Genomic DNA, 22,609 nt, shown 5'->3' with positions numbered 1-22,609 from the left:
TTCAAAAAAGTTCTATTAAAGTCATTATACTTTTAAAAATAGTTCCGTCTTTTGAAAACATAAAAAAAAGCCCGGCTTAAGCCGAGCTCCTTAATAGTATGGGGAAATCATCAAATACACAACTACACCTGTAAAGCTTACATAAAGCCAGATCGGCATGCTCCAGCGGACAATTTTGCGGTGCTTGTCAAGCTGGCCAGTCCATCCCCACACAAGTGAGAAAAGCGCAAGCGGCACGATGATGGCTGCAAGGAAGCTGTGTGTAATTAAAATAAAGAAGTACACGCTGCGAATGATTCCTTCTCCGCCGAACCGGGTCGTTTCAACTGAAAGATAATGATAGGTCAAATACGACACGCAGAAAAGCAGAGTTGTCGTAAAGGCTGCCAAAATGAAGCCTTTATGAAGCTTAACGTTTTTCTTAATAATCGATACGAGCGCAATGACTAAAAAGACAAATGTGAAGCTGTTCAGTACGGCATTGATCCGCGGAAAAATATGAATATCGAATGTAACCTCGCCGCCGTATCCAATCGGCAAAAAGAATAAGCCGAGGATGATGGCATTAACGACAAGGGAAAGGGTTACGATAATCGCCGTGTAATTTTTGCCTGAGCGATGTGTTTGTTCCATAAAATTCTCTCCTCATGTTTCAATATGCTTTATTGTACCACGGAGAGAGCGCAGAATATTCGACAATTGTATGAAGGATGTGCTGCGGGTGGGCCGTTCCGCAGGCAAATTAGTGGACAGGCTGCCTGACTGCAAGTCCGTACTTTTTCAGTTTCCTGACAATCGTCGGCTGACTGCTGTCCAGAGCTTCTGCAATTTCATAGGTTGTCCTGTATTTTTGGACAGCAAGAGTCAGGATTTTTTCTTCCGCGAGTTCAGCAGCTTCTTTTAATGTGACAATTTCAGATAGCTTAATCGGCCCTTCCCCTTTGTACTCGGCCGGCAAATTCTCATGTGTCAGCAGATCCTCTTCACTGATCAGCACAAGCCTCTCAACTAAATTGGCAAGCTCTCGGACATTTCCCGGCCAGCTGTATGTGTAAAAGAAATCTTTCAGCGCTGCATCCATCCGTTTGCTCTTGCCGTACTTCAAATTGGCTTTTTTCAAAAAGAATGAAACGATCGGCAGTATGTCGTTTTTCCGGTTCCGGAGAGGAGGAATGAAAATTGGAACAACATTAAGACGGTAAAACAAATCTTCGCGGAACTCTCCGTTTTGAACCATTTCTTTCAAGTCCTTATTTGTCGCAGCAAGAATCCGGACATCTGCTTTTTTAGAAACCGTTGCACCGACCCGCTGAATTTCTTTCTCCTGAATCACGCGGAGCAGCTTAACCTGAAGATTAAGCGGAAGCTCGCCCACCTCATCCAAAAACAGGACGCCTCCGTCTGCAAGTTCAAACATACCCGGTTTCCCTTGTTTATTTGCGCCAGTAAAGGCTCCGCCCTCATAGCCAAACAGTTCGGATTCCAGAAGATCCGCGGGGATGGCCCCGCAGTTCACTTTAATAAACCGCCCTTTATCTGACCGCCCGCTCCTGCTGTAAATGTAGCGGGCAAGCACATCCTTCCCGACACCTGTCTCACCCAGAATGAGGACGGTCGCTTCCACGTTCACAATTCTGTCGGCTGTTTCATAAATGGCCGCAAGCTCTTCGCTCTCAATGATAACGTCACTGATGCTGCTGTTTTTACTCTTAAGCCGTTCAATTTCCTTTTTATAGCTGTCATTGAGTTTCGTTGCTTTTCTGAGAGCATTCTGCAAATCGTTGAGTTCGGACAGGTCTCTGATATTTGTGACGATGCTTTCAATCTCCCCATTGTCGTTAAAGACAGGGTTTCCTGTCAGCAGCGTTTCTTTTCCTGTCCGGTTGAGCTGCACCACTGACACGCTTCTTCTTTTTTCCATCACTTTATGGGTCACTGAATTTTCAAGAATCCCGCGCTCAATAAGAGCGTTTACATTTTTCCCTGCGTAATATTCCTTTGGTATGCCTGTAATCCGCTCAATGGCACGGTTCGTCCTGAGAGTGACCCCATCTTTATCTGTTATGTAAATGCCGTCATAGGAATTATCAATAATCGCATCCAGTTCCCGGTTAATCCGCTTTGATTCCTTCAGTTCATCGATCAATGAAACAAGCTCAGTCGAGATCGTGCCAATATAAAGGCAGTCAGCTGAATCCTGTATGGACGTTTTGATAAAAATACAGCTGGTTTTCCTGCACGCAGCTTGAATCAGCTTCCCCCCTCCAAGCTCATCCCACACATCGAACACTTGATTAATAGGACGGCTCTCAGTTTCCATGCCGCCAATCAGCTTCTTTAAGGAGGCATTGGCCTGTACAATCACCTGCTCGTCCGTAGTCATCATGCACGGAAAAGGGATATTCATCAGCGTTTCTGTTTTCATGTCCTCACCGTTCAATCTTCAGCTGCTGATATTGAAAATGCAGATCAGACAGCGCAGCGATGATGGCATGGATGGCTTTTCCGCAGTAATGTTCCCTGACATGCTCAGTGACTTCATCCACCCCGTTCTGAAGGCTGTAGCCCCGGAGAAGGCGTCCGACAAAATCTCTTCCGTGCTCTGTTGCAAGCGTGCAGGAGGCTTCAAGAATCACCGCATATCTTTTATCAATTTCAACCGTAATGGTCAGCATATCGTATACGTTCTTCGCCGCCATTCCTGCAGGCAGGCGCGCATGTCCCGCAATAAACATCGTCTGTGAATGCATGGTGAGGTCCCTCTCTTTCAGTAAATGATTTCGCTTCTCTAACCTTACTTCTTTACAATCCGCGAATCTCCTTCCTTTTGTATCAAAAACGTACAGTCGTTACCTTCTGAAAAAACAGCATCTCATAAAAAAATACCCCTCAGCATAAGCATAAGGGGCAGCAGTTTACTTTTTTCTTTTCATTATACTGTTTTTAGCGAGCTCAAAAACGTCCCTGACATCTGAATATGGTTCTTCCCCACCATCAAATGTTCGGTACCAGAACACTCCCAATGGAGACGTCCCGGTGTTGTTCATCATCGCAAGAGAGATCTTGCTTTCTCTATCTACTACAACGTATTGTCCACCCGCGCCAACCGCCCATTGCAGCGTTTGATCCTCTTGCTTTTCCAGCCACCATAAATAGCCGTACCCCGTAAATCTGTCGACATCGGTTATTTCAGAGTACGCTTCAAAACTGGCATCAATCCAATTTTCAGGAATGATTTGCTTATCTTTCCACTTCCCTTCATTGGCATAAAGCGAGCCGAATCTTGCCAGGTCTTCTGCACACATATAGAACCTGTACATTAGCATGGAAGTTTCTTCTGACTCCTGATACACCACATTTGACGGCTGAAATTTCTTCATCTCTGTTGGTTTGGCAATCCATTCGTAGAAAGCTTCACCTAGGGATGTACCTGTCTCCTGTTCAAAAATGACGCCGAGCGTATTAAAATCCCAGTTGTTATAGTAGTAGTGCTCGTTATGGCTGTAGGTGCCTCTCTCAGGTCTTTTTTCTTTCATATCTTTTGATTCGCCCAAGGATGTAATGTAAATACCGGAACGTGCTTTCAGCAAATCTTCAACTGTTGCCTGTTTCTCCTTTTCAGAAAGCGGATTTTTCGTGTCATCAATCCCCAGCTCCTCCAGTGTTCGATCCACATTGATTAATCCTTTTGACTCGGCAATTCCAAAAAGAGCACTGATGAGGCTTTTTCTGACGGAAGCCACATTTGAAATTTGATCACTCTCTCCGAACTCGGCAAGCACGTTCTGGCCTTCCATCATAAACAACGAGTCCGCCTCATTCTTGTCCATGATTTCAGTTAACCTGTTCATTGTATTCTGACTGTCATAATCAGCCTGATTCAGCTCCTTATGAAATTGATTGTTTTCTGAACTTGTAAATGGAATGGATAAATAACCGGCAGCTCCTGCTGCGCTAAAAAATAGAACTGCTGCTAGTATTATGGCTATTCTCTTCACTGTAAAATCTTCTCCTTGTTGATTGATAAGCATGATTATCAGCCTTAAAGCAGCTTTAAGGTCAACCTCTTTTTTTAAAAATAGGATGATTTGTTATACTTTTCTCAGCGCAAAAGAAGACAAGAGGTGTCAAAATGGATGAAAAAGACTACTACACAATCGGCGAGGCTGCCAAACTATGCGGCACAGCTGCTTCCACATTACGCTATTATGATCAGATCAATCTGCTAAAACCAGCTGGCCTGAACAAGATCACAAACTACCGCTACTATACCTTTAAGGATCTTGCCAAGATCAGAATCATACAAAATTTGAGAGAACTGAATTTTTCCATTGGAGACATAAGCAAAATGCTTGAAGAAGACACCCTGCCAAATCAGCTGACTGTCATGAAAAAGAAGCGTGATGAAATCGAGGATGAAATATACGAATTAAAGAAAAAAGCTGCATCCATCAATCAACGAATTGAAAATATGGAAAAGGAATTAACAATCATCCAGTCTGATTCTGCCTCTGATTCCATTATTTCGACTGCATGGCAGCCTGCAAGGAAGATTCTTTCTTTAAGGAAGCAGACTGAGCGTGCTAATTTAAGTGTGTATGTACATTATTTTAATGAACTGATTGAACTGGCGAAAAAAGAAAAGATGATTCCATCAGGAAATCTTATGTTAATTCATCATCATATAAATGTGAATCAACTGTTCAAACAGAAGGAATTTCAGAGTATGATGAAAGATCTTGAGGTCTGTATGCCGGCAGGGCAGCTCCAGGATTCTCCCTTTATAAGTGAAATACCTGAAGGAATGTACTTATCGATGATTACAAAAGGAATGGCAGGAAAAGATACGTTCATTGACATTTATTCGCGTATTCAGAAATGGCTGATTGAAAACAACTACAGAGCTGCAGGTCCGCTGATTGATTTGCTGCACACTGACATGATCAGCCTGCAGCCCGATCAAATTGCAGAGAACATTTTAACAGAGGTTCAAATCTTGATAGAGAAAAAGGATTAATTCACACATAGCCGAACATTCATCGTGCAGTAAAAAAGGAACTCCACTTGATTTGGAGTTCCTTTCGTTCTTCGATTAAGCCCCTTCGCATTCTAAGAAAAAGCGATATCATCTTTCAAAGTCAGCAGCTAAATAGTCACTTTTCGTATCGACTCAATTCAATTGCTTCCTTAGATATTCTTCAAATGTGGTTTTTCCTGCTTTCTGAGATGAGTTGGTATTTATACCTCTAAGGAAAGATTTGTATATCTTGCCCGGTAATGAAATGTTCAAAATTTTATTCTTTTCATCATTAATCTTAATTTTCATCTCTGCCATTTCGCTTAACGTGACGATATCAGGTCCGCCAAAGTCATCTGTTCTTCCTTGAGGTTCCTCTCTACTTAAATCAAGTAGATGCTCTGCAAATTCTTTCACATCAACGCTTTGAAATTTAATACTGCCGGGTATCACATATCTTTTTAACAATGGCTTTGATAAAAATAATTTCTCAACAAAGCTGTGGAATTGAGTGGCACGGACAATTGTATGGGGTACAGAGCTATTTTCCAGCAATACCTCTGCTTTATATTTAAGTTTATAATATTTATAAGGGATTTGATCAATGCCAACGATCGATGGATAGATAAAATGCTTTATGTTTTGTGCTTTACTTAGCAACCTTTCTAAGCCTGAAACTTCAATTAACTCCGAATTTTTCACTGGGCTTGTTGCTGCGTGGATAATGACATCTACATCTCTTACGGCTTCTTCTAGTCCATCGCCTGTCAATAAATCGCTGTAAACCCACTCATAACAAATATCTTCAGGCTTTCTCCTGGAAGTTAATTTCACTTCATAATCTGAATCTTTAAGATGATTTGTTATCGTTTTACCTAGCTGCCCTGTCGAACCGGTGACTAATATCCTCAGATATACCCCTCCCATTTTACTAATGACCTTCTTAGTTTAGTATTCGCAAGCGGGAATCTTTATTCGATTATCCTCTTCTCCTATACCATATTTCCCCAATTCAACATCATTTTTAAACAACCTGCTTGAATGATCTAAATAAAAATGAGGCTGGGACATAACCTATGATAACGGGGTTCAATTGAAGATCCGGATAAATGCTTCCACACCAATGAATGGCCACATAAACGAGCATCCATCCCTGTTAAAAGTGGCGCCACTATCGCGAATGCTGCCTCAAATAAAATCCATTTTGATCCTTTGAATATAAAAAACCGAACTGGCTGCTATCCCCTAGTCCGGTTCTTATATTAAAATAGGTATGTCAAAGCCTCAAATGACATTGCGGTTTTCTGTTTTGCACCTCTGAAACGGATAAAATCTCAGCCTGTTTCATTCACCTCAAGTTTCTTCAGTTCTTAACCTTCTCCCTCTCCTCCTCAAACGGCCAGCTCGGCAGCATATGGCTCAGCGTTTTATCTTCTCTGTAACCTAACACATACTCCGCCTGCATCACGGTATGAATTTCTCTTGTTCCCTCGTAAATAACAGGTGCTTTAGAGTTTCTCAGGAATCGTTCAACCGGATATTCATTGGAATAACCGTACGCACCATGGATCTGTACTGCATCATTTGCCGCTTCGTTTGCGAAATCACAGGATTGCCACTTGGCGAGGGACGTTTCCCTTGTGTTTCGTTTTCCTTCGTTTTTAAGACACCCTGCTCTGAAGACAAGCAGGCGGGACATGTGATAGCCTGCTTCCATTTTGGCGATCATCTGCTGAACAAGCTGGTGTTTGCCGATCTCTTTGCCGAATGTTTTCCGCTCATGGCAGTAGTTGACGCTCTGTTCAATACATGCCTGAATGAGTCCGCAGGCACCTGCCGCAACGGTAAACCGTCCATTATCAAGAGCGGACATGGCAATTTTAAAGCCGTCCCCTTCCTGTCCAAGAAGGTTTTCTTTCGGCACCCGGATGTTGTCAAAAAAGATTTCACCTGTGTTCCCTGCGCGAATGCCAAGCTTGCCTTTAATGGGTTTGGACGAAAAACCAGGCATCGTGCGCTCCACGATAAACGCCGAAATGCCGTGGTGCTTTTTGCTTTTATCCGTGTAAGCGAATACAAGAAAGTGGTCAGCATAGTCGCAAAGAGAAATCCACGTCTTCTGACCATTCAGTATGTAATGATCGCCTTCCAAAACCGCTGAAGTCTGCAAAGCTGCAACGTCCGACCCTGCATTAGGCTCTGTTAAGCCGAACGCTCCGACTTTTTCCCCTTTTGCCTGCGGAGTAAGGTATTTCTGCTTCTGTTTTTCATTTCCCCACTGCAGCAGCGTCAGGCTGTTTAAGCCGGTGTGAACGGAAACGGCAGTACGGTAGGCTGTATCCCCGCGTTCAAGCTCCTCGCACACAATCGCTAGAGTATTATAATCCATGGCACTGCCGCCGTATTGCTCCGGCACGCAGATTCCCATCAGGCCGAGATCTGCAAGCTTTTTCAAAATAGACGGTTCAAAATGGCCTTCTGCATCCCACTCGGCAATGTACGGGTTTATCTCTTTATCAACGAAATCGCGGACCATTTTTCTTACAGCGTTCTGTTCTTCAGACAAGTTAAAATTCAACATTTGCTTCATCCCCTTTTAGTAGATATAAAAAAGCCGGCTGCGCAAAAAGGCAGCCGGCTTTTGTCAACGTTAAGAAATCTCTTCCATAGACAAAACAGCAATCAGGTTTAAACATATGTTCAATGGTGCTAACCGTCATCACGGATCACAGGAAGGCTAATTCCATAGGCGTGAAATGCGTTTAGTTACTAGAAGTATATCCAGTAATCCGAAAACAGGCAACCTTTTTTTGAAAATTCTATACATTTATAGTTTATCAGACTGCCGCTCCTCCATTCGGATTGACTCCCCAAGGCCAATCTTTTACACTTGAAGAACTGAAAAAGAAGCAGGTGAATCCAGTGGAATTTAAGATTAACTATCTCTCTTTCTATCTGATCCAGGTGGACGGAAAAGACGAGAATGCCAATAAGCAGTACAAACATTTTCAAACATTAACGGCGGAGGAGTACGAGCAGAACGCGCTGAAGGATTTTCTGGACGGCGAGCTGAAAAAAATTGTGAAACGGAAAGTTGAGAAGCATCCTAAGAGCGAGCAGGTTCCCACAAAACTTGGCCACTTTGTTGTGGAACCGGGATATGAACTGGATTCTAATCCAAATTACAACCTCTTTCACAGAGCACTTACAGCAGAAACAAAGGAAGCTTTTAAAGAAGCAGGCGAACGGTTCGTCTCTGCCTATCTCGATGCAAGTGCCGTCCGGGGCGGTGCATTCCTTGTTTTGTCGGCAACGCCTGAGAAGTATTTCGAGGATACATTTGTATTTATTTTAAAATGTGATTTTGAACCTAAAGTGGCTTCCATTTCGGATGAATCAACCCTGATCCGCAATGTGCAGATGGCGATCACGACGAAAAATATGAAATCCATCCAATACCCCCACATGCCTGAAGGAGGAATGACAGAGCCCGGCGAGCTTAAAATTCATCAGGCATCACATGCCCGCTACTTTGAAGACTTTCTGAAGTTTGTCGAATACGGTGAATCTATGCCAGAGATTATGAAAACTCAAGTCATGAGCATGGTCCAGGAGCATGTTCTTGAGACGTATGAAGAGAACAGCCAGGAACGCCAGCAGTTCGAACAGGACATGGAAATCTGGGAAGCAAGCGAGAAGCGGGAGATCCAGGAGCGTCTGGATACCCATCAGGTCATTGAAGCCGCTGCCCAAATTATAGAGCATACACCCGAAGCCGAGCTGAAGATGAAGCTCGGGGAAACTTCTGTAAAAGGACTCCTTGCAGACTACGGGGAAAACATTCACTTGGGCAAATTGGGCGGCCGATACGTTCTTCTCGTAGAGGCGGACAGCATTCAATTTGAAAAAGGAGTATCTCCGATTGAATTTCACCGTCCTGACGAGCTGGAAGCAATAATTGAGAGGATATCAAAGAAAGGGGAGTCATAACTCCCACTAGATTGCACGATTAAATTTTCTCTCCCCTCATCTGTCTATTTCCCTTTCAATCCTTTATACTTAATCTATTCAATCGGTTAAAAGGGGAACTTTCATGAAAGATGAGCTGCATTATATAGGCAATAAGATTCAGGAAAACGCACGGCAAATTACTTTGAATATCCCGAACGCCCAAGATGCCAAGCATACTCAGCAGCTGGAGCATTCGGGATTCCCATTAGAAGAGCGAATTGCCTATCGGGAAGAACTGATCGGTTATTTGGGACAGGCTCTGTGTGATGTGAAGGTTGAGGAAAAAGTAGACCAGTGGAGCATAAAAATAGCAAAAAGAGCCATCCACTTTGACGTCCCGCTGGCCCAGTGTCTCCGTGCGATCGGGGCATACAGGACGGCTCTGTGGGACACTCTGACCGAAGAACTTCACAAAAACAACTTCTACGCCGTTACGATGCTGGATGTTTCCAAAATGATTGATCCGCTGATTGACAGAGCCTGCAGTGTGACAGGCAGCGTCTATGAAAACCACAGCAATGAATTAATGGAAGTGGCTTATTCAGCATTGGAAGAGCTTTCTGTTCCGGTTGTGCCTGTGGCAGAAGGAATTGCCGTTATTCCTCTTGTTGGAGCGGTTGACACAAGAAGGGCCGCCCTGATCATGGAAGTTTCCCTTAGAGAGGGCGCCCGCCTGAATCTTGAAGAGGTCATCCTTGATGTATCCGGAGTTCCCATTATAGATACTATGGTAGCTGACCAGATTTTTAAAATCGTCAGCGCACTCAAGATCAGCGGCATCCACACCGTTCTCACCGGCCTCCGTCCTGAAATCGCCCAGACCATCATGAGTCTCGGCCTTGATTTTAATCATATCGAAACCAAATTCAACATGAGAAAAGCTTTGTACGACCTTGGATTCAGACGACAATAAATGAAGCTGATATGTATCGTAAAATCCGAACTATGAGTCAATTAGTTCGGATTTTTTCTGTTTCTACCTGTGGGGTATTAGCCGAAATTCTGCCGGTTTTCGTGATGGAACATGTTTGTGGCGCCACTCATCGGAGTACTGCCCTTTTTTTCCTCTTTAAACTAGTGCAGTGATTCCACCATCCACGACAAAAACCTGGCCGACGATATAGTCGGAGGCTTTTCCTGACAGAAGGAGAACAACGCCATCGAGGTCTCCGTCCGTTCCGAAACGGCCGGCAGGCACCCCTTTTAAAATCCCCGCATTATCTTTTTCTAGAATCATTTTTGTCATTTTCGTCGGGAAATATCCCGGTGCGATTGCATTAACCTGAATATTGTCCGGGGCAAGTTTTACTGCAAGATCTTTCGTGAAACTGATGACAGCGCCTTTGCTTGTGCTGTAGGCAATCGTATCCATAAGCTCTGCCGGAGTCCCTCCCATTCCCGTAACTGAGGCGATATTGATGATCTTGCCCGAGCCCTGGCTTTTCATTACTTTTGCAGCAGCCTGGCTGAAAAGGAAGACTCCCCTGACATTGACATTCATGACTTTGTCCCATTTATCGGCCGGCAGTTCAAGCGTAGGCGCCATCCATGAGGTACCGCTGTTGTTGATTAAAATATCAATTGTTCCAAAGTGAGCTAACGTCTGGTCGATGACATTCTGGATATCTTTCTGGCTCGTTACATCACAGGCAATCGCAAGGGACTTAACACCGAGAGCAACAAGTTCTCCCCTGACCTTCTCGCATGCTTCAAGATCCCTTGAACACACAACAACATTAGCGCCTGCAAGTGCAAGCACTCTTGCCATTTGTGCGCCAAGGCCTTTTCCTCCGCCGGTAACAATAGCCGTTTTATTTTTCAAGCTGAATAGATTCAAGTTCCTTGCTCCTTTCTAAAATCAGTGTGATTCTTTATATCTTAGTAAGAGTTTGTCTAAGAGGTTACACAATTTGATGCGTTAGCCCCCGCCCTTTTCGACAAAAATAGACGTTTTCCGTAGACAAGGATATGGGTATACGGATAATAACTTGATTTGGCGGGATTTATGCTAAAATAAGGTCATACCAATTAGAGGAGGATAAAAGATGAAATACAGCGGGTATATCGGTACATATACAAAGGGAGACAGCAAAGGCATTTACTCCTTTACACTCGATACAGATGCAAAAAAACTGAGTGAACCAAGCGTTGCTGCTGAAATCGGCAGTCCTACATACTTGAATTTAAGCAAAGATAACCGTTTCGTATATGCGATTGGAAAAGACGGGGACGCAGGAGGGTTGGTTGCCTACTCAAGAAATGCGAATACAGGGGAATTGACGGAGCTTAACAGACAGCTTCGCGAAGGAGCATCACCCTGCCACGTAAGTGTTGATTCAACCAACCGGTTTATTGTATCTGCAAATTACCATAACGGGACGATTGAATCCCATGAGATGGATGTGATCAGCGGAACTCTCTCGTCCGCCCTTTCCATCCGCAAGCATGAAGGTTCAGGGCCTAATGAAGAAAGACAGGACGCTCCGCACGCCCACTATGCAGGCTTCACGCCTGAGGAAAAGTATGTCGCTGCTATTGATCTTGGCACTGACAAACTGTACACGTATGAGCTCAATGACGGTGAACTTTATGAAGTTCACAGCCTTCACTTGAAGAGAGGAAGCGGACCAAGACATCTGACGTTCCACCCGAACGGGAAGATTGCATATCTGCTCACAGAGCTCAGCAACGAAGTGGTTGTTCTTGATTTTAAGGAAGACGGCAGCTTCACAGAGCTTCAGTATATCTCCACTCTTCCGGAGGATTTTACAGAAAACAGCCAGGGTTCTGCGATTCACATCTCATCTGATGGACAATTTGTGTATGCCGGCAACCGCGGGCACGACAGCATCGCCGTTTTCAAAACTGACAGCGACACAGGTAAACTGACATTCGTAGAACGCACGTCCACTGAAGGAAACTGGCCGCGTGACTTTGCACTCGATCCGACTGAAAACTTCCTGATTGCATCCAACCAGGAAAGCAGCAGCCTGATCCTGTTTGAAAGAAACCGCGAAACAGGAAAACTGTCTCTTCTGCAGTCAGATGTTCATGTGCCTTATCCGGTTTGCATAAAATTCTTAAATCAATAAAAAATCTCAGAGCCTGTACGGCTCTGAGATTTTTTTATATTCTTCCCCCGTAATTCCAAACAGGAGCAGGTCATGATAGCTGCCTTGCGTATAAATCATGTTCCGCATTCTGCCTTCTTCCTGAAAGCCCAGATTTCTGTGCAGGCTGATCGAAGCCTCATTGTAACTGTACACATGAGCATTTGCTTTTTGATAGCGCAGTTCTTCAAAGAAATAGTGAAGAACAATCCTGATGGCATCTCCTGCATATCCCTTTCTCCAGTGCTCTCTGAATATACTGATGCCATAGCTGAATGTGCCGTTTTGGGGATCGCACTTATCCGTGCTGATGCTGCCTGCAAATTCACCCGCTGCATTCTCAATTGAAAGTCTGACCGAATCCACGTTCCAGCCCTTTTCCGCCTCAGCTTCTGTCCAACGCCTTGTTCCCTCTTCTGATCTTGGGCCATAGACAGCATCATTGAGTCTAGCTATCTCTGAATCCATCCCGTCCTTGTGAAACATCACCCAGTCAGATGGCTGAACAGGCCTGAGTCTGACAAGCTCCCCCTTCCAGATGCTGTTGCTTTCAGCCATTTAGCACCTCTCCTTTTCATTCCACTTCCTTCAGCATTTTTTCAATTGAAGTCAGTCTTTGGTTTAACTCTTCATTAACTTTTACTTGTTTCTGCTGAAAAGCCGCATGATCTCTCTCCAGTTTCAGTCTCTCTTCGGCTCTTTTTTCCATCCGCTTGAAATAGCGGATAATAAAAATTAAAGGAAGAATGATGAAGATGATGAAGATGATAAAAAATAACAATGGCCCTATTGAAGTAATAATATCCCCCATAAAAAATCTCCTTTTCGTTCTGCACAATTATTCTTTCTTTTTATCGGATATGCTTTCTGATGCTTCTGCAATGATTCCGGCATCGAGCTGAAAACTGAAGGGAAGAAGTTCAAAGTACTTCATTGCTTTCCCATCGTTTGAAATTTCATGCTCTCCCTTTATCAGTCCCGCTTCTTCAAGCTTCTTGAGATGCAAATACAATAGCGGGCGGCTGATGCCGAGCTCCCTTGCCATCTGGCTGACGTATTGCCGATCCTTATGAAGGACGGCTATAATTTTCAGCCTGTAAGGATTGGAGAGAGCATCCAGAACCTTAAGTAACATGTCTCCATTCATTTGTTTTTTCATATGTAATAATTATATGACAGGTGTAATTATTATTCAAGAAAATATTGGAATAATTTCTTTATTTTTGAAGACAGTTACTGATCATGCAGGATTCACGTACACTTAACAAGAACTAGTAACACACAAACATTTGGAGGTGCTGTGCTTGGAAACTATTTATCTGATTTGCGTTGTTGCTGCCGTCGGGTTTTTCATTTTCAATCTAATTAGAAAAAACCGCAGGCTGCCTAACAATGAGTACACACCCATGAATGATATTGACAACGGCCTCGTCCGAAACTATCAGAATGAAATTCCCCTAAGTGAAAGCAAACATGAAGCAAAATATGAAGAATACGAGGAGAGAAAGTAAGGAATGCCTAAAACTATGAAAAGGAGCAAACGTGATTTGAACCGAAATGTACTGCTTGCAATCCCTTCTTATTCACCCGATGATTCAGGCTTTCAGTCTCCCATTGGAGAAACGTATGCCTATTGGGAAAAAATCATTTCTTATTTCCTGACTAAGGCAGAAACGGTTGAGATTCATTGCTGGAAAGATGAGAAAACAGCAATGAATGAACTCAGTCATTTTGAAGAGAAAGCTGCTGCTGCAGATGACGGGGATCTCATTATATTTACCGTAAAGAAGACACCCGCTCTGTCTGAGTTCCTGGTTAAGAGCCATTTAAAAAACGGCCGGATGAAATGGTTTACGGTGAACTTGATCCGCGGGGGTGAGACTGTTCTTCATTCCGGACACTGGGGCACTGAACTTGCGGTTTACGGTCTTTCAGAAGAAGACCTTTCATTTATCACGAACAAAGTTCCATCTGAAACTGATTTCACCTGGTGGTAAAATCAGTTTTTTTTATGCATTTTTATCCTGTCCTACAAGCTCCAAAAGCCTCAATTAAATATTTTTCACTTTAAAGAAACAGGGTGTGTGAACAAGATCCATTAAAATTCGGGCATAATGTCGCATATTTAAGCTGAATTTAAGGTTTCATTCAGCATGGTTTAATGACCATGAAATAAAATTTTCAGTGAGCCGTACATGCAGAAAGAAAGCGCTTTAAACCTGTACAAATACATAACTAGGATGGAAAACAATGAGAACACAGACCGTGCTAAGAAAAATGGATTCAGAAGGCAGAGTCACATTGCCTCAAAAATGGAGAAAGTACTTAGGCATTAAACGCTATGATCATGTTGAAATATTTGCAGACCATCATTCCATCACGATCAGAAAATTTGAGCCCCAGAAAAAATGCTTCATTACAGGAAAAATTGATCCGGACAATTTTGTTTGCTGCGATGGAAAAGTTGTCCTCAGTCCTGAGGGAGTTGACATCTTAAAAAACAGACTGGCCGGCAGCACGAGCTTTATGATCCGGCCATAAAACCCCCTGCCGCCATGGCAGGGGGTAAGCTTTTTATTCTGCTTTTTCCGGCTCGCTGTATTCCTCGCCAAATGTTTCAACAGTAACAGATTTCATTTTCTGGTCTTCCAGCGGCTTATCGTTCTCCGTTTCAACTGCAACGATTTCATCGACCACATCCATACCTTCCGTTACTTTCCCGAAAGATGCGTACTCGCCGTCAAGGCTTGGATAGTCAGCAACCATAATAAAAAACTGCGATCCTCCGCTGTCAGGCTCCTGGGATCGGGCCATTGAGATAACGCCGCGTTCGTGTTTCAGGCTGTTTTCAAAGCCATTTGAACTGAACTCTCCTTTAATCGAATAGCCTGGACCACCTGTTCCATTTCCGTCAGGGTCTCCACCCTGAATCATAAACTCAGGAATCACACGGTGAAAAATCAGTCCGTCATAAAACTTATCGTTAATCAGCGAAATAAAGTTTGCAACCGTATTTGGCGCGACTTCAGGATACAGCTCTACTTTGATTTGCTTGTCATTTTCCATTGTAATAGTAACAATTGGATTTTTATCTACTTTTTTTACAGGCTCCTCAGCGCTTTGCTCCTGATCTTTGTTTCCGCATGCTGTCAGGATGAGCAAAAGCATGGCCATGATCAGTACTGCCGTCTTTTTCATGTCATCATCTCTCCCATTTCATTTGCAATCAGTTCATACGACCTCAGCCTGTCCTCATAGCTGTGTGTAATTGTAACAATCATGATTTCATTCACGCCGTATTTTCCCGCCAAGCCGATCAGTTTCCTTTTTACTTCTGCGGGATTGCCTGCGATTAATTTGCCTTCTGAGCTCTGCAGCATCTCACGTTCTTCCCGGCTGTATGTATAGGATTTTGCTTCTTCAACAGACGGAATGCCTCCGGTGATGCCCTTCAGCTGCTGAATTTTCCAAAGTCTGAGACTTCCGGCTAACTCTTTTGCTTTTTCAGTGGAATCGGCGCAAATAGCACTCACGGTTAGAAGTGATTTCGGCTGTTTCAGCTCATATTTAGGCTGAAAGCGGGTTTTGTATTCTCTTAGCATGTCCACCCCGTCTTTGTCGCTCATAAACTCTCCAAAGGCATAGGCCGTTCCCGTCTGCGCAGCAAGCCTTCCGCTCTTTATGCTCGTCCCAAGAAGCCACACTTCAGGCGGGACTCCAGGCACCGGCGCTGCTTTCAGACTGGAATAGAAATTTTCTGCAGGAAAATCACCATGAATAAAATGAAGCAGCTCTTTAAATTTGTGTGGCATTGTACGGACATTTTCCAGGAAATTGTCTGATAACGCCATTGTTGCTTCTGCCGATCCCCCTGGTGCCCTGCCGATGCCAAGATCTATCCTTCCCGGAAAAAGCACAGAGAGCATATGAAAGGTTTCTGCGACTTTATAGGGCTTATAATGCGGGAGCAAAACAGCACCGGCACCGATGCGGATTTTTTCCGTTTCTGCTCCGATATAACTCAGCATAATTTCAGGCGCAGGACAGGCAAGACCGGGCATGTCATGATGCTCCGCTATCCAGTAGCGGTAATACCCCATTTTTTCAGCCGCCCTGGCAAGACGGGCTGATTCCCTCAGAGCTGTTCCCGCTGAGGATCCGGATGAAATCGGGGACTGATCGAGTATACTGAGTTTCAATCCTTCCACTTCTTTCTAATGTGAGATGGGTTCATTATACTGGCTGACAGACTGTAATGATGAACTGCATGATCTTCATTATTTTACCACGAATAACAGCGGAATACAGGGCACATCCTGTTAAAAGAACGTATAGACAGAGGTGACAGGTTTGACACAGATTACCCTTATATTCCTGATTTTAATATGGATGCCGCTATTTATCGTCCTGTTCCGTTTTCACATGAACCCGGATCCTCATTTAAACAAAGCGATCTCCTTTGAAAACAGGGTGCAGCAGCGCCTCTACACAACTCTCCGGAACAATGGCTATTATGTCAGGGTCAAAGAAAAGTGCGGACCTTACACGCTTGATTTGGTCCTTCCCTATTACAGAGTTGCACTCCGCTGCATGATAGATGCAGAAAAAATAGAAGATCTCGGCAAAAGGAATTATATCCGGAAACAGGGCTGGAAAGTAGTCGGTGTAACGGAAAAGGATATAGACGGGAAAATGACGACGGTTTTGCATAAAATTGAAGCTGCAGTTCTTGAGAAAATAAAATGAGAGCGGACGACATGTCCGCTCTCATTTTATTTATTTTCTTCTTCAAGCGCTTTTGACAAGGTTGATTTAATCGAAACATTTTCAAACGTCAGCCCAAGCTGCATGGACGTAAGCGCGATTTCAGGACGGATACCTGAGAGAGTCGATTTAATGCCGATTAGATTCAGAGCATCAATCAGCTGGAAGATTTGGTGGGCAACCATTGTATCAATCATCACTACGCCTGAGAGATCAATAAACAAATGAGCAACACCTTTTTCCGTGCACTGCTTCAGTGTATTTTCGAGTATCATTTTTGCGCGTGCTGTATCTATATCTCCTACCAGAGGAAGAAGGGCTGATTCACCTTTCAATTTAATCACGGGTGAACTCAGTTCATAAATCATTTCCTGCTGGGCTTTCAGCTGCAGCTCTGACGTTCTTTGCGTTTCAACGACAAAATGATAAATCACTCTGTCATGAGCTCTTACAATCAGATCTTTTATTGCCTCTATTTTCTCGCTTGTATACTCATTCGGTTGCATTTGAATAAAAGCTGCGACTTCTTTTAAATACTGGCTTCGGGTACGCATAAATTCTTTTATCACGAATTGAATCGGTGTGCTTAAATGCTCGCCGTCTTTTGCAATGCGTACAATCCACTCCTCGAACAATTCCATAAAGTCCACATCTTCTTCAGAGAAGACTTGAATAAACCTCTGGTGAAATTCCTGATTTTGCGCCTTAAGCGCTTTGATGACGTTCGGATCATTGGATGTATAGACACCGCCAGTATCTGACCGGTCGATCGATTCGTACCATTCCTCTGTTAACTGCGGAGCACGCTGCTGCAAATAGGTGTAGAATTTCTGGTTTCTGTGCACGATGTTTCTCCTCCTGCTTCTAGCTCATTTCCATCTCTTATTTTACTTCAAACTTTCAAAAAGCGCCAAATGAATGATTTTGTAAGGCATGCCAAATAACCCCAATAAATCGAGCAATTATTCAATTTCCCTGTTTTTTATTATCTTAAACCTAAAAATAGCGTTTTTTATAGAAAAAAGTACCAAAGAAGGCGTTTCCCTCTGCTATAATGACAGATGTTTGATAAATTTCTTACATTCTTTACATAGAACCGAAACAATTTGAAATGAAATACGTCAAGTCAGTAAGGTAAAAAGGGTGGGAAGAAGAAAGTGAATGTTGAAAAGCTGATTGAAACACACCGGCCCAGAATGGAGAGAACGATCAGAAAAATCATAAAAAATCCTTCTCTGGCCGATGATATTATCCAGGATGCTTCCATCAAGATATTCCGGTATTTCTCGGATTCAACAAAAGCACTACCTGAAAACATGGAAGCATGGATCACCATCCTCTCGAAAAATACAGCCTACGATCACTTGCGGAAACTTAAACGCACCCAGGATGCTGTTTCGCACGCAAGCGAAGAATTGAAACGCCATGGCTCCATGGACAGCGAAACACCTGAACGTGCTTTTCTCTCAAAAGAAATGATGCTAGAAGTAAAAGAAGTTTTTCAATCACTTGATCAAGAAACGAAAAACATTCTGATTTTGCGAAACCAGGGCCATTCGTATGATGAAATCGCCTCTGTGCTCAATATTACCCTTGCAAAGGTCAAAACAAGAGTATTCAGGGGACGCAAGAAACTATTGGAAGCACTTAAAAGTAAGGGGGTGCTCTAAATGAACTGCGAAACGTGCCGGGACCGGATTCTCATTTTTGACCAGCTTTCTGAAGCAGAACAGGATGCCTTGCTTGAACATATTGGAGAGTGCGACGGATGCTCTCAGGCTTTTGAGGATTATTTGCAGCTTGAAGAAGCCCTCGACCTCGTTTTGGAAGAGGAAGCTGTCTTAATTCCTGCCAGAAAGAAACACGATCCATATAAATATCTCAAACGTGCAGCTCTCATATGCGCATCCCTTTTCATCCTTTGCCTTGCAGCCTGGAATACCCCTCCGGTAAAAGCAGCCATCGAAAAAGCGCTGAACGAGCTGATTGGGGACAAATTCCTTGAGATGGACAAACCTCTTGAGCATAAAGAGGATGATAAAGAAAAAGAAAAAGAAACTGTGCCTGTCATCTATACAGTCAAAGTATCACCCCAAGGAAAAAGGACAATTTCCTATATGTCAGGCCGAAAAAACAGGCAGGAGTATGAAAACGGGAATTACGAAGTCTCAGATGGAACCACACGCCTTACTTATTATAAAGATGACCATGTCTACACATCTGAAAAACTTGATAACACCATCTCCCAGATGACACAGGATATTTTTGATGGACTGGATTCAGGCCAAATAAAAAAACTGGGAGAAACCACGTATGTTGGAAGAAAAGCAGATATGTACGAAATTTCCTTTGATGACGGTATGAAGGTTGAATACTGGTTCGATCAGGAAACAGACTGGATACTAAATGAGTTCAGATATGAGGAAGGGGTAAAACTGCCGAACGATGATATGCCCAAGCTTGTTGAATTCAAAGTGATTAAAGCAGAGAAAGACCACGCCCTTTTCGATGCCGATCCGCCAGAGGGAGCGAAAGAAATCGAGTTTGATCCGATGAGGATTTTGAAGCTGGAAGATTAACTGGCACATTTATAAACCCCTGATCACTGTCGATCAGGGGTTTAAGTTATTTCACAGCACGTTTGCACTCTTCTTCAAGTTCTGACAAAGTTAATTGAAATAAATGCAGATCATTTCTTTTGTAAATTCCGGAGCTTAACAGCTTTTTAATCAAATGATTCTTCCGCTTTTCAATTGCCCGGCGGATCATGTGACCCATTTTTTGCACCCCTTTCACCGATTATAATAGATTGGTCATTTATTGGCTGATGACTGAAAATGGTTAATGCCGTTTACTGCTGATGATATGACAATAAGAATTCTTTCATCAAAATAGCCCATACATAATATGCATGAGCTTTCGGCTGTCCGATCAGCGGAACAAACATCCTTGTTTATTATTTCTATGTGTTAAGTCGGATTTAATGCCTGATTTTTTTGCACATTACCTGCTTTTTTTATTTCAGTTGAAATCGATGTCCAGGACCGCTTGGAAAATAGGACAGGAATCGCTTGATTCTGTGCTTTCTTTTTAATAACTGAAGACAAATTATGATTTATATAATCTGTAAGAATTAAGACGGCGTCTACATCATAAGGAATTTCCTTCAACGTGATTTTCGGTTTTCTGCCGTCCAGATGAGAAATGACTTTCACTCCCTGCTGCCCAAGCTTTGAAATGATGGGTTCTATTCTGTCTCCTCCTGCAATCAATACGTTCTTCATCACGGTTTCCTCCTCTATCAATATTGTTGTGGAGAGAACTTACAATCCTTATTTCAAAGCCTCCTCCACATACTGATTATCAATGACCTCGGATGTATCCAGTTTTTTATTGATTCCGCCTGCCTTGTATAAAAAGTCTGCCTGATCCTGATGGGCTTTTTTAAATTCATCTGTGGCGGGTGATAAGATTTGAGTTGTATTTTTTAATACTTCAGAGATGATCTCAACATCCACCTTTTCAGCATCAGCTATTTCTTTTGCTGTTTGATCAAGATTTTCGGTGAAATGCTTTCTGACTTCTTCATATGTTTTTAAGAAAAGAACGGTCAGTTCAGGGTGTTCTTCTGTAAAATCCGAGCGTGCTATCAGAAATCCCGGGGCATTAATGTTTAAATCTTCTCCGCTGGCTAATATTTCAGCTCCAGTTTGGAAGACTGCAGTTGTCACATACGGCTCCCATGTGGACCACGCGTCAATGGATCCGTTGTCGAGTGCCGGTCTTGCTTCATCAGGCTGCAGCTGAACCACTTTTATATCTGTGTCTTTTAATCCTGCCCGGTCAAGCGCAAGATATAAAAAATTGTAGGCGCTGCTTCCTTTTGCAACAGCAATTTTCTTCCCTTTTAAATCCTTAAGTTCTTTAATTGTGCTTCCCTTTGGCACGACAATCGAGTTTCCTTTTTTTCCGTCTGTTGTGACAGCAATAGCCTTAAAATCAATTCCGCCGGACTGTCCGGCTATAAGAGGAGTGCCTCCCGTTGCCCCAAAGTCAAGCTTTCCCGATGCGAGAGCTTCAAAATGCGGAGGTCCGCTTGCAAATTCATGCCATTCAACTTTTGCTCCTGCTTTTTCAAAGGCTTTTTCAAACGTTTTTTTCTCCCGGGCGTATGGAAGTATTCCCGTGCTACCCTGCACCCCTATATGGACGACTGGATTATCGCCTGATGCAGCTGCTTTCTTTTCAGAACTGCCGCCGTTGCCGCACCCCGTCAGAAATAGCTGGATTATGATTAGTAAACTGACAAACATGCCCCATTTAAACCATTTTCCTCTTTTCATACACTAACTCCCTCCTGGTTACGAGTTTACTTGATTCCCTGTCTTTTCATTTTTTTCACTGCTGAAAGTCCTAAATGTCCGCGTAAAGTGCTGCCCTCATATTCTTGTCTGAACAGACCTCTGCGCTGCAATTCCGGAATGACTTGATGGACAAAAGCATCAAATCCTTCGCTCATTATCTGCGGCATGATGTTAAATCCGTCCGCTGCTTCAGAAACAAACCAGTTTTCGAGCTCATCAGCAATTTGAACGGCAGTTCCCGCCAGTGTAAAATGTCCTCTTCCTCCAGCAAGCCTCTGCAAAAGCTGTCTGATGGTCAGCTGTTCTTTTTCAGCCAAATTACTGATGAGCTGTGTTCTGCTTTTATGCCCCTGAATGACAGCCGGAAGCTCGGGAAGCGGACCGTCAAGCGGATAACTGGTCAAATCTGCTCCCACACGCTTTGAAAGCTGAATCAGACTGTACTCCGGATCAGCAAGTTCATGAAGCTGCGCTTGCTTTTCTTTCGCTTCTTCCTCTGTTCTCCCAATCACAGGGCAAATACCCGGAAGAATTATGGTTTCTTCTTTTGTGCGCCCAAACTCAAGAGCTTTCGCTTTTAACGCCTTGTAAAACGTTTGTGCATCTTCAAGAGACGACTGCGCCGTAAAAATGGCGTCCGCATATTTTGCAGCAAAGCCGATTCCTGTTTTGGAGGAGCCTGCCTGCACAATGACCGGGCGTCCCTGAGGAGACCTGGAGCTGTTTAAAGGACCTTTAACAGAGAAATACGTTCCCTTGTGATGAATTTCATGTACTTTCGATGAGTCTGCGTACCTGCCGTTTGTTTTATCTCCGATAAACGCATCTTCCTCCCAGCTGTCCCAAAGCTTGAGAGCAACATCCACAAACTCTTCAGCTTTTAAATACCTTTCACTGTGAGGAGGAATCTGCTGCAGGCTGAAATTTTGTGCTTCTTCATCTGTACCTGACGTAATCACATTCCACCCAGCTCTGCCTTTGCTAATATGATCGAGTGATGAAAATCTGCGCGCAACATTATAAGGTTCGTTAAAAGACGTTGACACTGTGGCAATTAAGCCTATTTTTGATGTAACGGCTGAAAGGGCGGATAAGAGAGTAAGAGGTTCGAGGCCTCCCCCTCCAAACTCGCCGAATGCTGCTCCCTTTTTTGAAACAGAGTATCTGTCTGCGAGAAAAATAGAATCAAGCTTTGCTGATTCTGCCTTTTGAACAATCTCTTTGTAATAGGAAATATCATGAATTCGTTCAATTTCTGCTGATGGATGTCTCCATGCCGCCTCATGATGTCCCATGCCCGAGAGAAACAAATTCAGATGCATCTGCTTTTTTCTCTCCATACG

At 43.4% G+C, this 22,609-nt stretch carries 27 protein-coding genes; 10 read left to right on the top strand and 17 right to left on the bottom strand.

From position 1 onward, the window contains the following. Positions 1-90: 90 nt before the first annotated feature. The 4 genes from ACTSEZ_RS02260 to ACTSEZ_RS02245 all read right to left on the bottom strand — a co-directional run bounded on the left by ACTSEZ_RS02260 (position 91) and on the right by ACTSEZ_RS02245 (position 3,998). A complete protein-coding gene (locus tag ACTSEZ_RS02260) occupies positions 91-633 on the bottom strand; it encodes a DUF420 domain-containing protein (protein ID WP_029282044.1) in 543 nt (180 codons plus the stop codon). A gap of 109 nt (positions 634-742) precedes the next feature. Next, complete coding sequence (locus ACTSEZ_RS02255) at positions 743-2,440, bottom strand: sigma-54 interaction domain-containing protein (RefSeq protein WP_369732554.1); 1,698 nt, start codon at positions 2,438-2,440, stop codon at positions 743-745. After that, the gene (locus ACTSEZ_RS02250) at positions 2,430-2,750 is read right to left on the bottom strand and encodes a DUF3870 domain-containing protein (RefSeq protein ID WP_029282048.1); all 321 of its coding nucleotides are present in this window, start codon (positions 2,748-2,750) and stop codon (positions 2,430-2,432) included. The genes ACTSEZ_RS02255 and ACTSEZ_RS02250 overlap by 11 nt, the downstream gene beginning before the upstream one ends. A 165-nt stretch (positions 2,751-2,915) precedes the next feature. Beyond that, positions 2,916-3,998 (bottom strand): serine hydrolase domain-containing protein, encoded by a 1,083-nt coding sequence (locus ACTSEZ_RS02245; RefSeq protein WP_369732553.1) that lies wholly within the window; start codon positions 3,996-3,998, stop codon positions 2,916-2,918. A gap of 134 nt (positions 3,999-4,132) precedes the next feature. On the opposite strand from ACTSEZ_RS02245, the gene ACTSEZ_RS02240 reads away from it, so the two are divergent. Continuing rightward, positions 4,133-5,017: a MerR family transcriptional regulator gene (locus ACTSEZ_RS02240; protein WP_369732552.1), complete on the top strand. Its 885-nt coding sequence runs from the start codon at positions 4,133-4,135 to the stop codon at positions 5,015-5,017. 153 nt (positions 5,018-5,170) lie between these two features. On the opposite strand, the gene ACTSEZ_RS02235 is transcribed toward ACTSEZ_RS02240, so the two are convergent. Further along, positions 5,171-5,944 (bottom strand): SDR family oxidoreductase, encoded by a 774-nt coding sequence (locus ACTSEZ_RS02235; protein ID WP_369732551.1) that lies wholly within the window; start codon positions 5,942-5,944, stop codon positions 5,171-5,173. A 436-nt stretch (positions 5,945-6,380) separates the two neighbouring features. Then, positions 6,381-7,598: an acyl-CoA dehydrogenase family protein gene (locus ACTSEZ_RS02230; RefSeq protein WP_369732549.1), complete on the bottom strand. Its 1,218-nt coding sequence runs from the start codon at positions 7,596-7,598 to the stop codon at positions 6,381-6,383. A gap of 341 nt (positions 7,599-7,939) precedes the next feature. Between ACTSEZ_RS02230 and ACTSEZ_RS02225 the strand changes: the two genes are divergently transcribed. Then, a complete protein-coding gene (locus tag ACTSEZ_RS02225) occupies positions 7,940-9,007 on the top strand; it encodes a DUF3900 domain-containing protein (RefSeq protein WP_369732548.1) in 1,068 nt (355 codons plus the stop codon). A gap of 103 nt (positions 9,008-9,110) precedes the next feature. After that, the gene (locus ACTSEZ_RS02220; protein ID WP_369732547.1) at positions 9,111-9,941 is read left to right on the top strand and encodes an STAS domain-containing protein; all 831 of its coding nucleotides are present in this window, start codon (positions 9,111-9,113) and stop codon (positions 9,939-9,941) included. Between the two features lie 156 nt (positions 9,942-10,097). Here ACTSEZ_RS02220 and ACTSEZ_RS02215 read toward each other — a convergent pair whose 3' ends face one another. Then, on the bottom strand, positions 10,098-10,865 hold the full coding sequence (locus ACTSEZ_RS02215; RefSeq protein ID WP_369732546.1) for an SDR family oxidoreductase: 768 nt from the start codon (positions 10,863-10,865) through the stop codon (positions 10,098-10,100). Between the two features lie 208 nt (positions 10,866-11,073). Here ACTSEZ_RS02215 and ACTSEZ_RS02210 point away from each other — a divergent pair, with 208 nt between their 5' ends. Continuing rightward, positions 11,074-12,120, top strand: a complete 1,047-nt coding sequence (locus ACTSEZ_RS02210) for a lactonase family protein (protein WP_369732544.1) — start codon at positions 11,074-11,076, stop codon at positions 12,118-12,120. Positions 12,121-12,126: 6 nt separating this feature from the next. Here ACTSEZ_RS02210 and ACTSEZ_RS02205 read toward each other — a convergent pair whose 3' ends face one another. Genes ACTSEZ_RS02205 through ACTSEZ_RS02195 form a run of 3 tightly spaced genes read right to left on the bottom strand, consistent with a single transcriptional unit; the run spans position 12,127 to position 13,273 of the window. After that, positions 12,127-12,696, bottom strand: a complete 570-nt coding sequence (locus tag ACTSEZ_RS02205; RefSeq protein ID WP_369732543.1) for a GNAT family N-acetyltransferase — start codon at positions 12,694-12,696, stop codon at positions 12,127-12,129. A 16-nt stretch (positions 12,697-12,712) separates the two neighbouring features. Next, the gene (locus tag ACTSEZ_RS02200) at positions 12,713-12,949 is read right to left on the bottom strand and encodes a hypothetical protein (RefSeq protein ID WP_369732542.1); all 237 of its coding nucleotides are present in this window, start codon (positions 12,947-12,949) and stop codon (positions 12,713-12,715) included. Between the two features lie 27 nt (positions 12,950-12,976). Further along, entirely contained in the window at positions 12,977-13,273 is a 297-nt protein-coding gene (locus ACTSEZ_RS02195) for an ArsR/SmtB family transcription factor (RefSeq protein ID WP_369732541.1), read from the bottom strand. Between the two features lie 169 nt (positions 13,274-13,442). Here ACTSEZ_RS02195 and ACTSEZ_RS02190 point away from each other — a divergent pair, with 169 nt between their 5' ends. The 3 genes from ACTSEZ_RS02190 (at position 13,443) to ACTSEZ_RS02180 (ending at position 14,679) form a co-directional block, all read left to right on the top strand. Beyond that, positions 13,443-13,649 carry a hypothetical protein gene (locus tag ACTSEZ_RS02190; protein ID WP_369732540.1) on the top strand — a complete coding sequence of 69 codons (207 nt, stop codon included), beginning with the start codon at positions 13,443-13,445 and terminating at the stop codon, positions 13,647-13,649. A 36-nt stretch (positions 13,650-13,685) separates the two neighbouring features. Continuing rightward, positions 13,686-14,135, top strand: coding sequence for a hypothetical protein (locus ACTSEZ_RS02185; protein ID WP_369732538.1), 450 nt, complete (start codon positions 13,686-13,688; stop codon positions 14,133-14,135). A 253-nt stretch (positions 14,136-14,388) separates the two neighbouring features. Then, a complete protein-coding gene (locus tag ACTSEZ_RS02180; RefSeq protein ID WP_369732537.1) occupies positions 14,389-14,679 on the top strand; it encodes an AbrB/MazE/SpoVT family DNA-binding domain-containing protein in 291 nt (96 codons plus the stop codon). Positions 14,680-14,712: 33 nt separating this feature from the next. Here ACTSEZ_RS02180 and ACTSEZ_RS02175 read toward each other — a convergent pair whose 3' ends face one another. Both ACTSEZ_RS02175 and ACTSEZ_RS02170 read right to left on the bottom strand, forming a co-directional pair. Beyond that, on the bottom strand, positions 14,713-15,336 hold the full coding sequence (locus ACTSEZ_RS02175; protein ID WP_369732536.1) for a peptidylprolyl isomerase: 624 nt from the start codon (positions 15,334-15,336) through the stop codon (positions 14,713-14,715). Beyond that, positions 15,333-16,337, bottom strand: a complete 1,005-nt coding sequence (locus ACTSEZ_RS02170; protein ID WP_369732535.1) for an LLM class flavin-dependent oxidoreductase — start codon at positions 16,335-16,337, stop codon at positions 15,333-15,335. Before ACTSEZ_RS02170 ends, ACTSEZ_RS02175 begins: the two co-directional genes overlap by 4 nt. Positions 16,338-16,488: 151 nt before the next feature. On the opposite strand from ACTSEZ_RS02170, the gene ACTSEZ_RS02165 reads away from it, so the two are divergent. Continuing rightward, a complete protein-coding gene (locus tag ACTSEZ_RS02165; RefSeq protein WP_369732534.1) occupies positions 16,489-16,884 on the top strand; it encodes a putative endonuclease domain-containing protein in 396 nt (131 codons plus the stop codon). 26 nt (positions 16,885-16,910) lie between these two features. On the opposite strand, the gene ACTSEZ_RS02160 is transcribed toward ACTSEZ_RS02165, so the two are convergent. Further along, positions 16,911-17,747 (bottom strand): STAS domain-containing protein, encoded by an 837-nt coding sequence (locus ACTSEZ_RS02160; protein ID WP_369732533.1) that lies wholly within the window; start codon positions 17,745-17,747, stop codon positions 16,911-16,913. A 312-nt stretch (positions 17,748-18,059) separates the two neighbouring features. On the opposite strand from ACTSEZ_RS02160, the gene ACTSEZ_RS02155 reads away from it, so the two are divergent. Together ACTSEZ_RS02155 and ACTSEZ_RS02150 are read left to right on the top strand one after the other, a co-directional pair. Beyond that, positions 18,060-18,572, top strand: a complete 513-nt coding sequence (locus ACTSEZ_RS02155) for an RNA polymerase sigma factor (RefSeq protein ID WP_369732532.1) — start codon at positions 18,060-18,062, stop codon at positions 18,570-18,572. Further along, positions 18,573-19,481: an anti-sigma factor family protein gene (locus tag ACTSEZ_RS02150; protein ID WP_369732531.1), complete on the top strand. Its 909-nt coding sequence runs from the start codon at positions 18,573-18,575 to the stop codon at positions 19,479-19,481. 46 nt (positions 19,482-19,527) lie between these two features. Here ACTSEZ_RS02150 and ACTSEZ_RS02145 read toward each other — a convergent pair whose 3' ends face one another. The 4 genes from ACTSEZ_RS02145 to ACTSEZ_RS02130 form a co-directional block, all read right to left on the bottom strand. Further along, positions 19,528-19,680 (bottom strand): Fur-regulated basic protein FbpA, encoded by a 153-nt coding sequence (locus ACTSEZ_RS02145; protein ID WP_081414044.1) that lies wholly within the window; start codon positions 19,678-19,680, stop codon positions 19,528-19,530. A gap of 191 nt (positions 19,681-19,871) precedes the next feature. Next, on the bottom strand, positions 19,872-20,186 hold the full coding sequence (locus ACTSEZ_RS02140) for a DUF2325 domain-containing protein (protein ID WP_369732530.1): 315 nt from the start codon (positions 20,184-20,186) through the stop codon (positions 19,872-19,874). 48 nt (positions 20,187-20,234) lie between these two features. Beyond that, entirely contained in the window at positions 20,235-21,245 is a 1,011-nt protein-coding gene (locus ACTSEZ_RS02135; RefSeq protein ID WP_369732528.1) for an aliphatic sulfonate ABC transporter substrate-binding protein, read from the bottom strand. Between the two features lie 26 nt (positions 21,246-21,271). Further along, the gene (locus ACTSEZ_RS02130) at positions 21,272-22,606 is read right to left on the bottom strand and encodes an LLM class flavin-dependent oxidoreductase (RefSeq protein WP_369732527.1); all 1,335 of its coding nucleotides are present in this window, start codon (positions 22,604-22,606) and stop codon (positions 21,272-21,274) included. Positions 22,607-22,609: the final 3 nt, after the last annotated feature.

The organism is Metabacillus mesotrionivorans (assembly GCF_052171315.1).
Lineage (GTDB): Bacteria > Bacillota > Bacilli > Bacillales > Bacillaceae > Bacillus_P.
The sequence above is the reverse complement of the archived record's forward strand: the minus strand, read 5'-3'. Positions and strand labels throughout refer to the sequence as shown.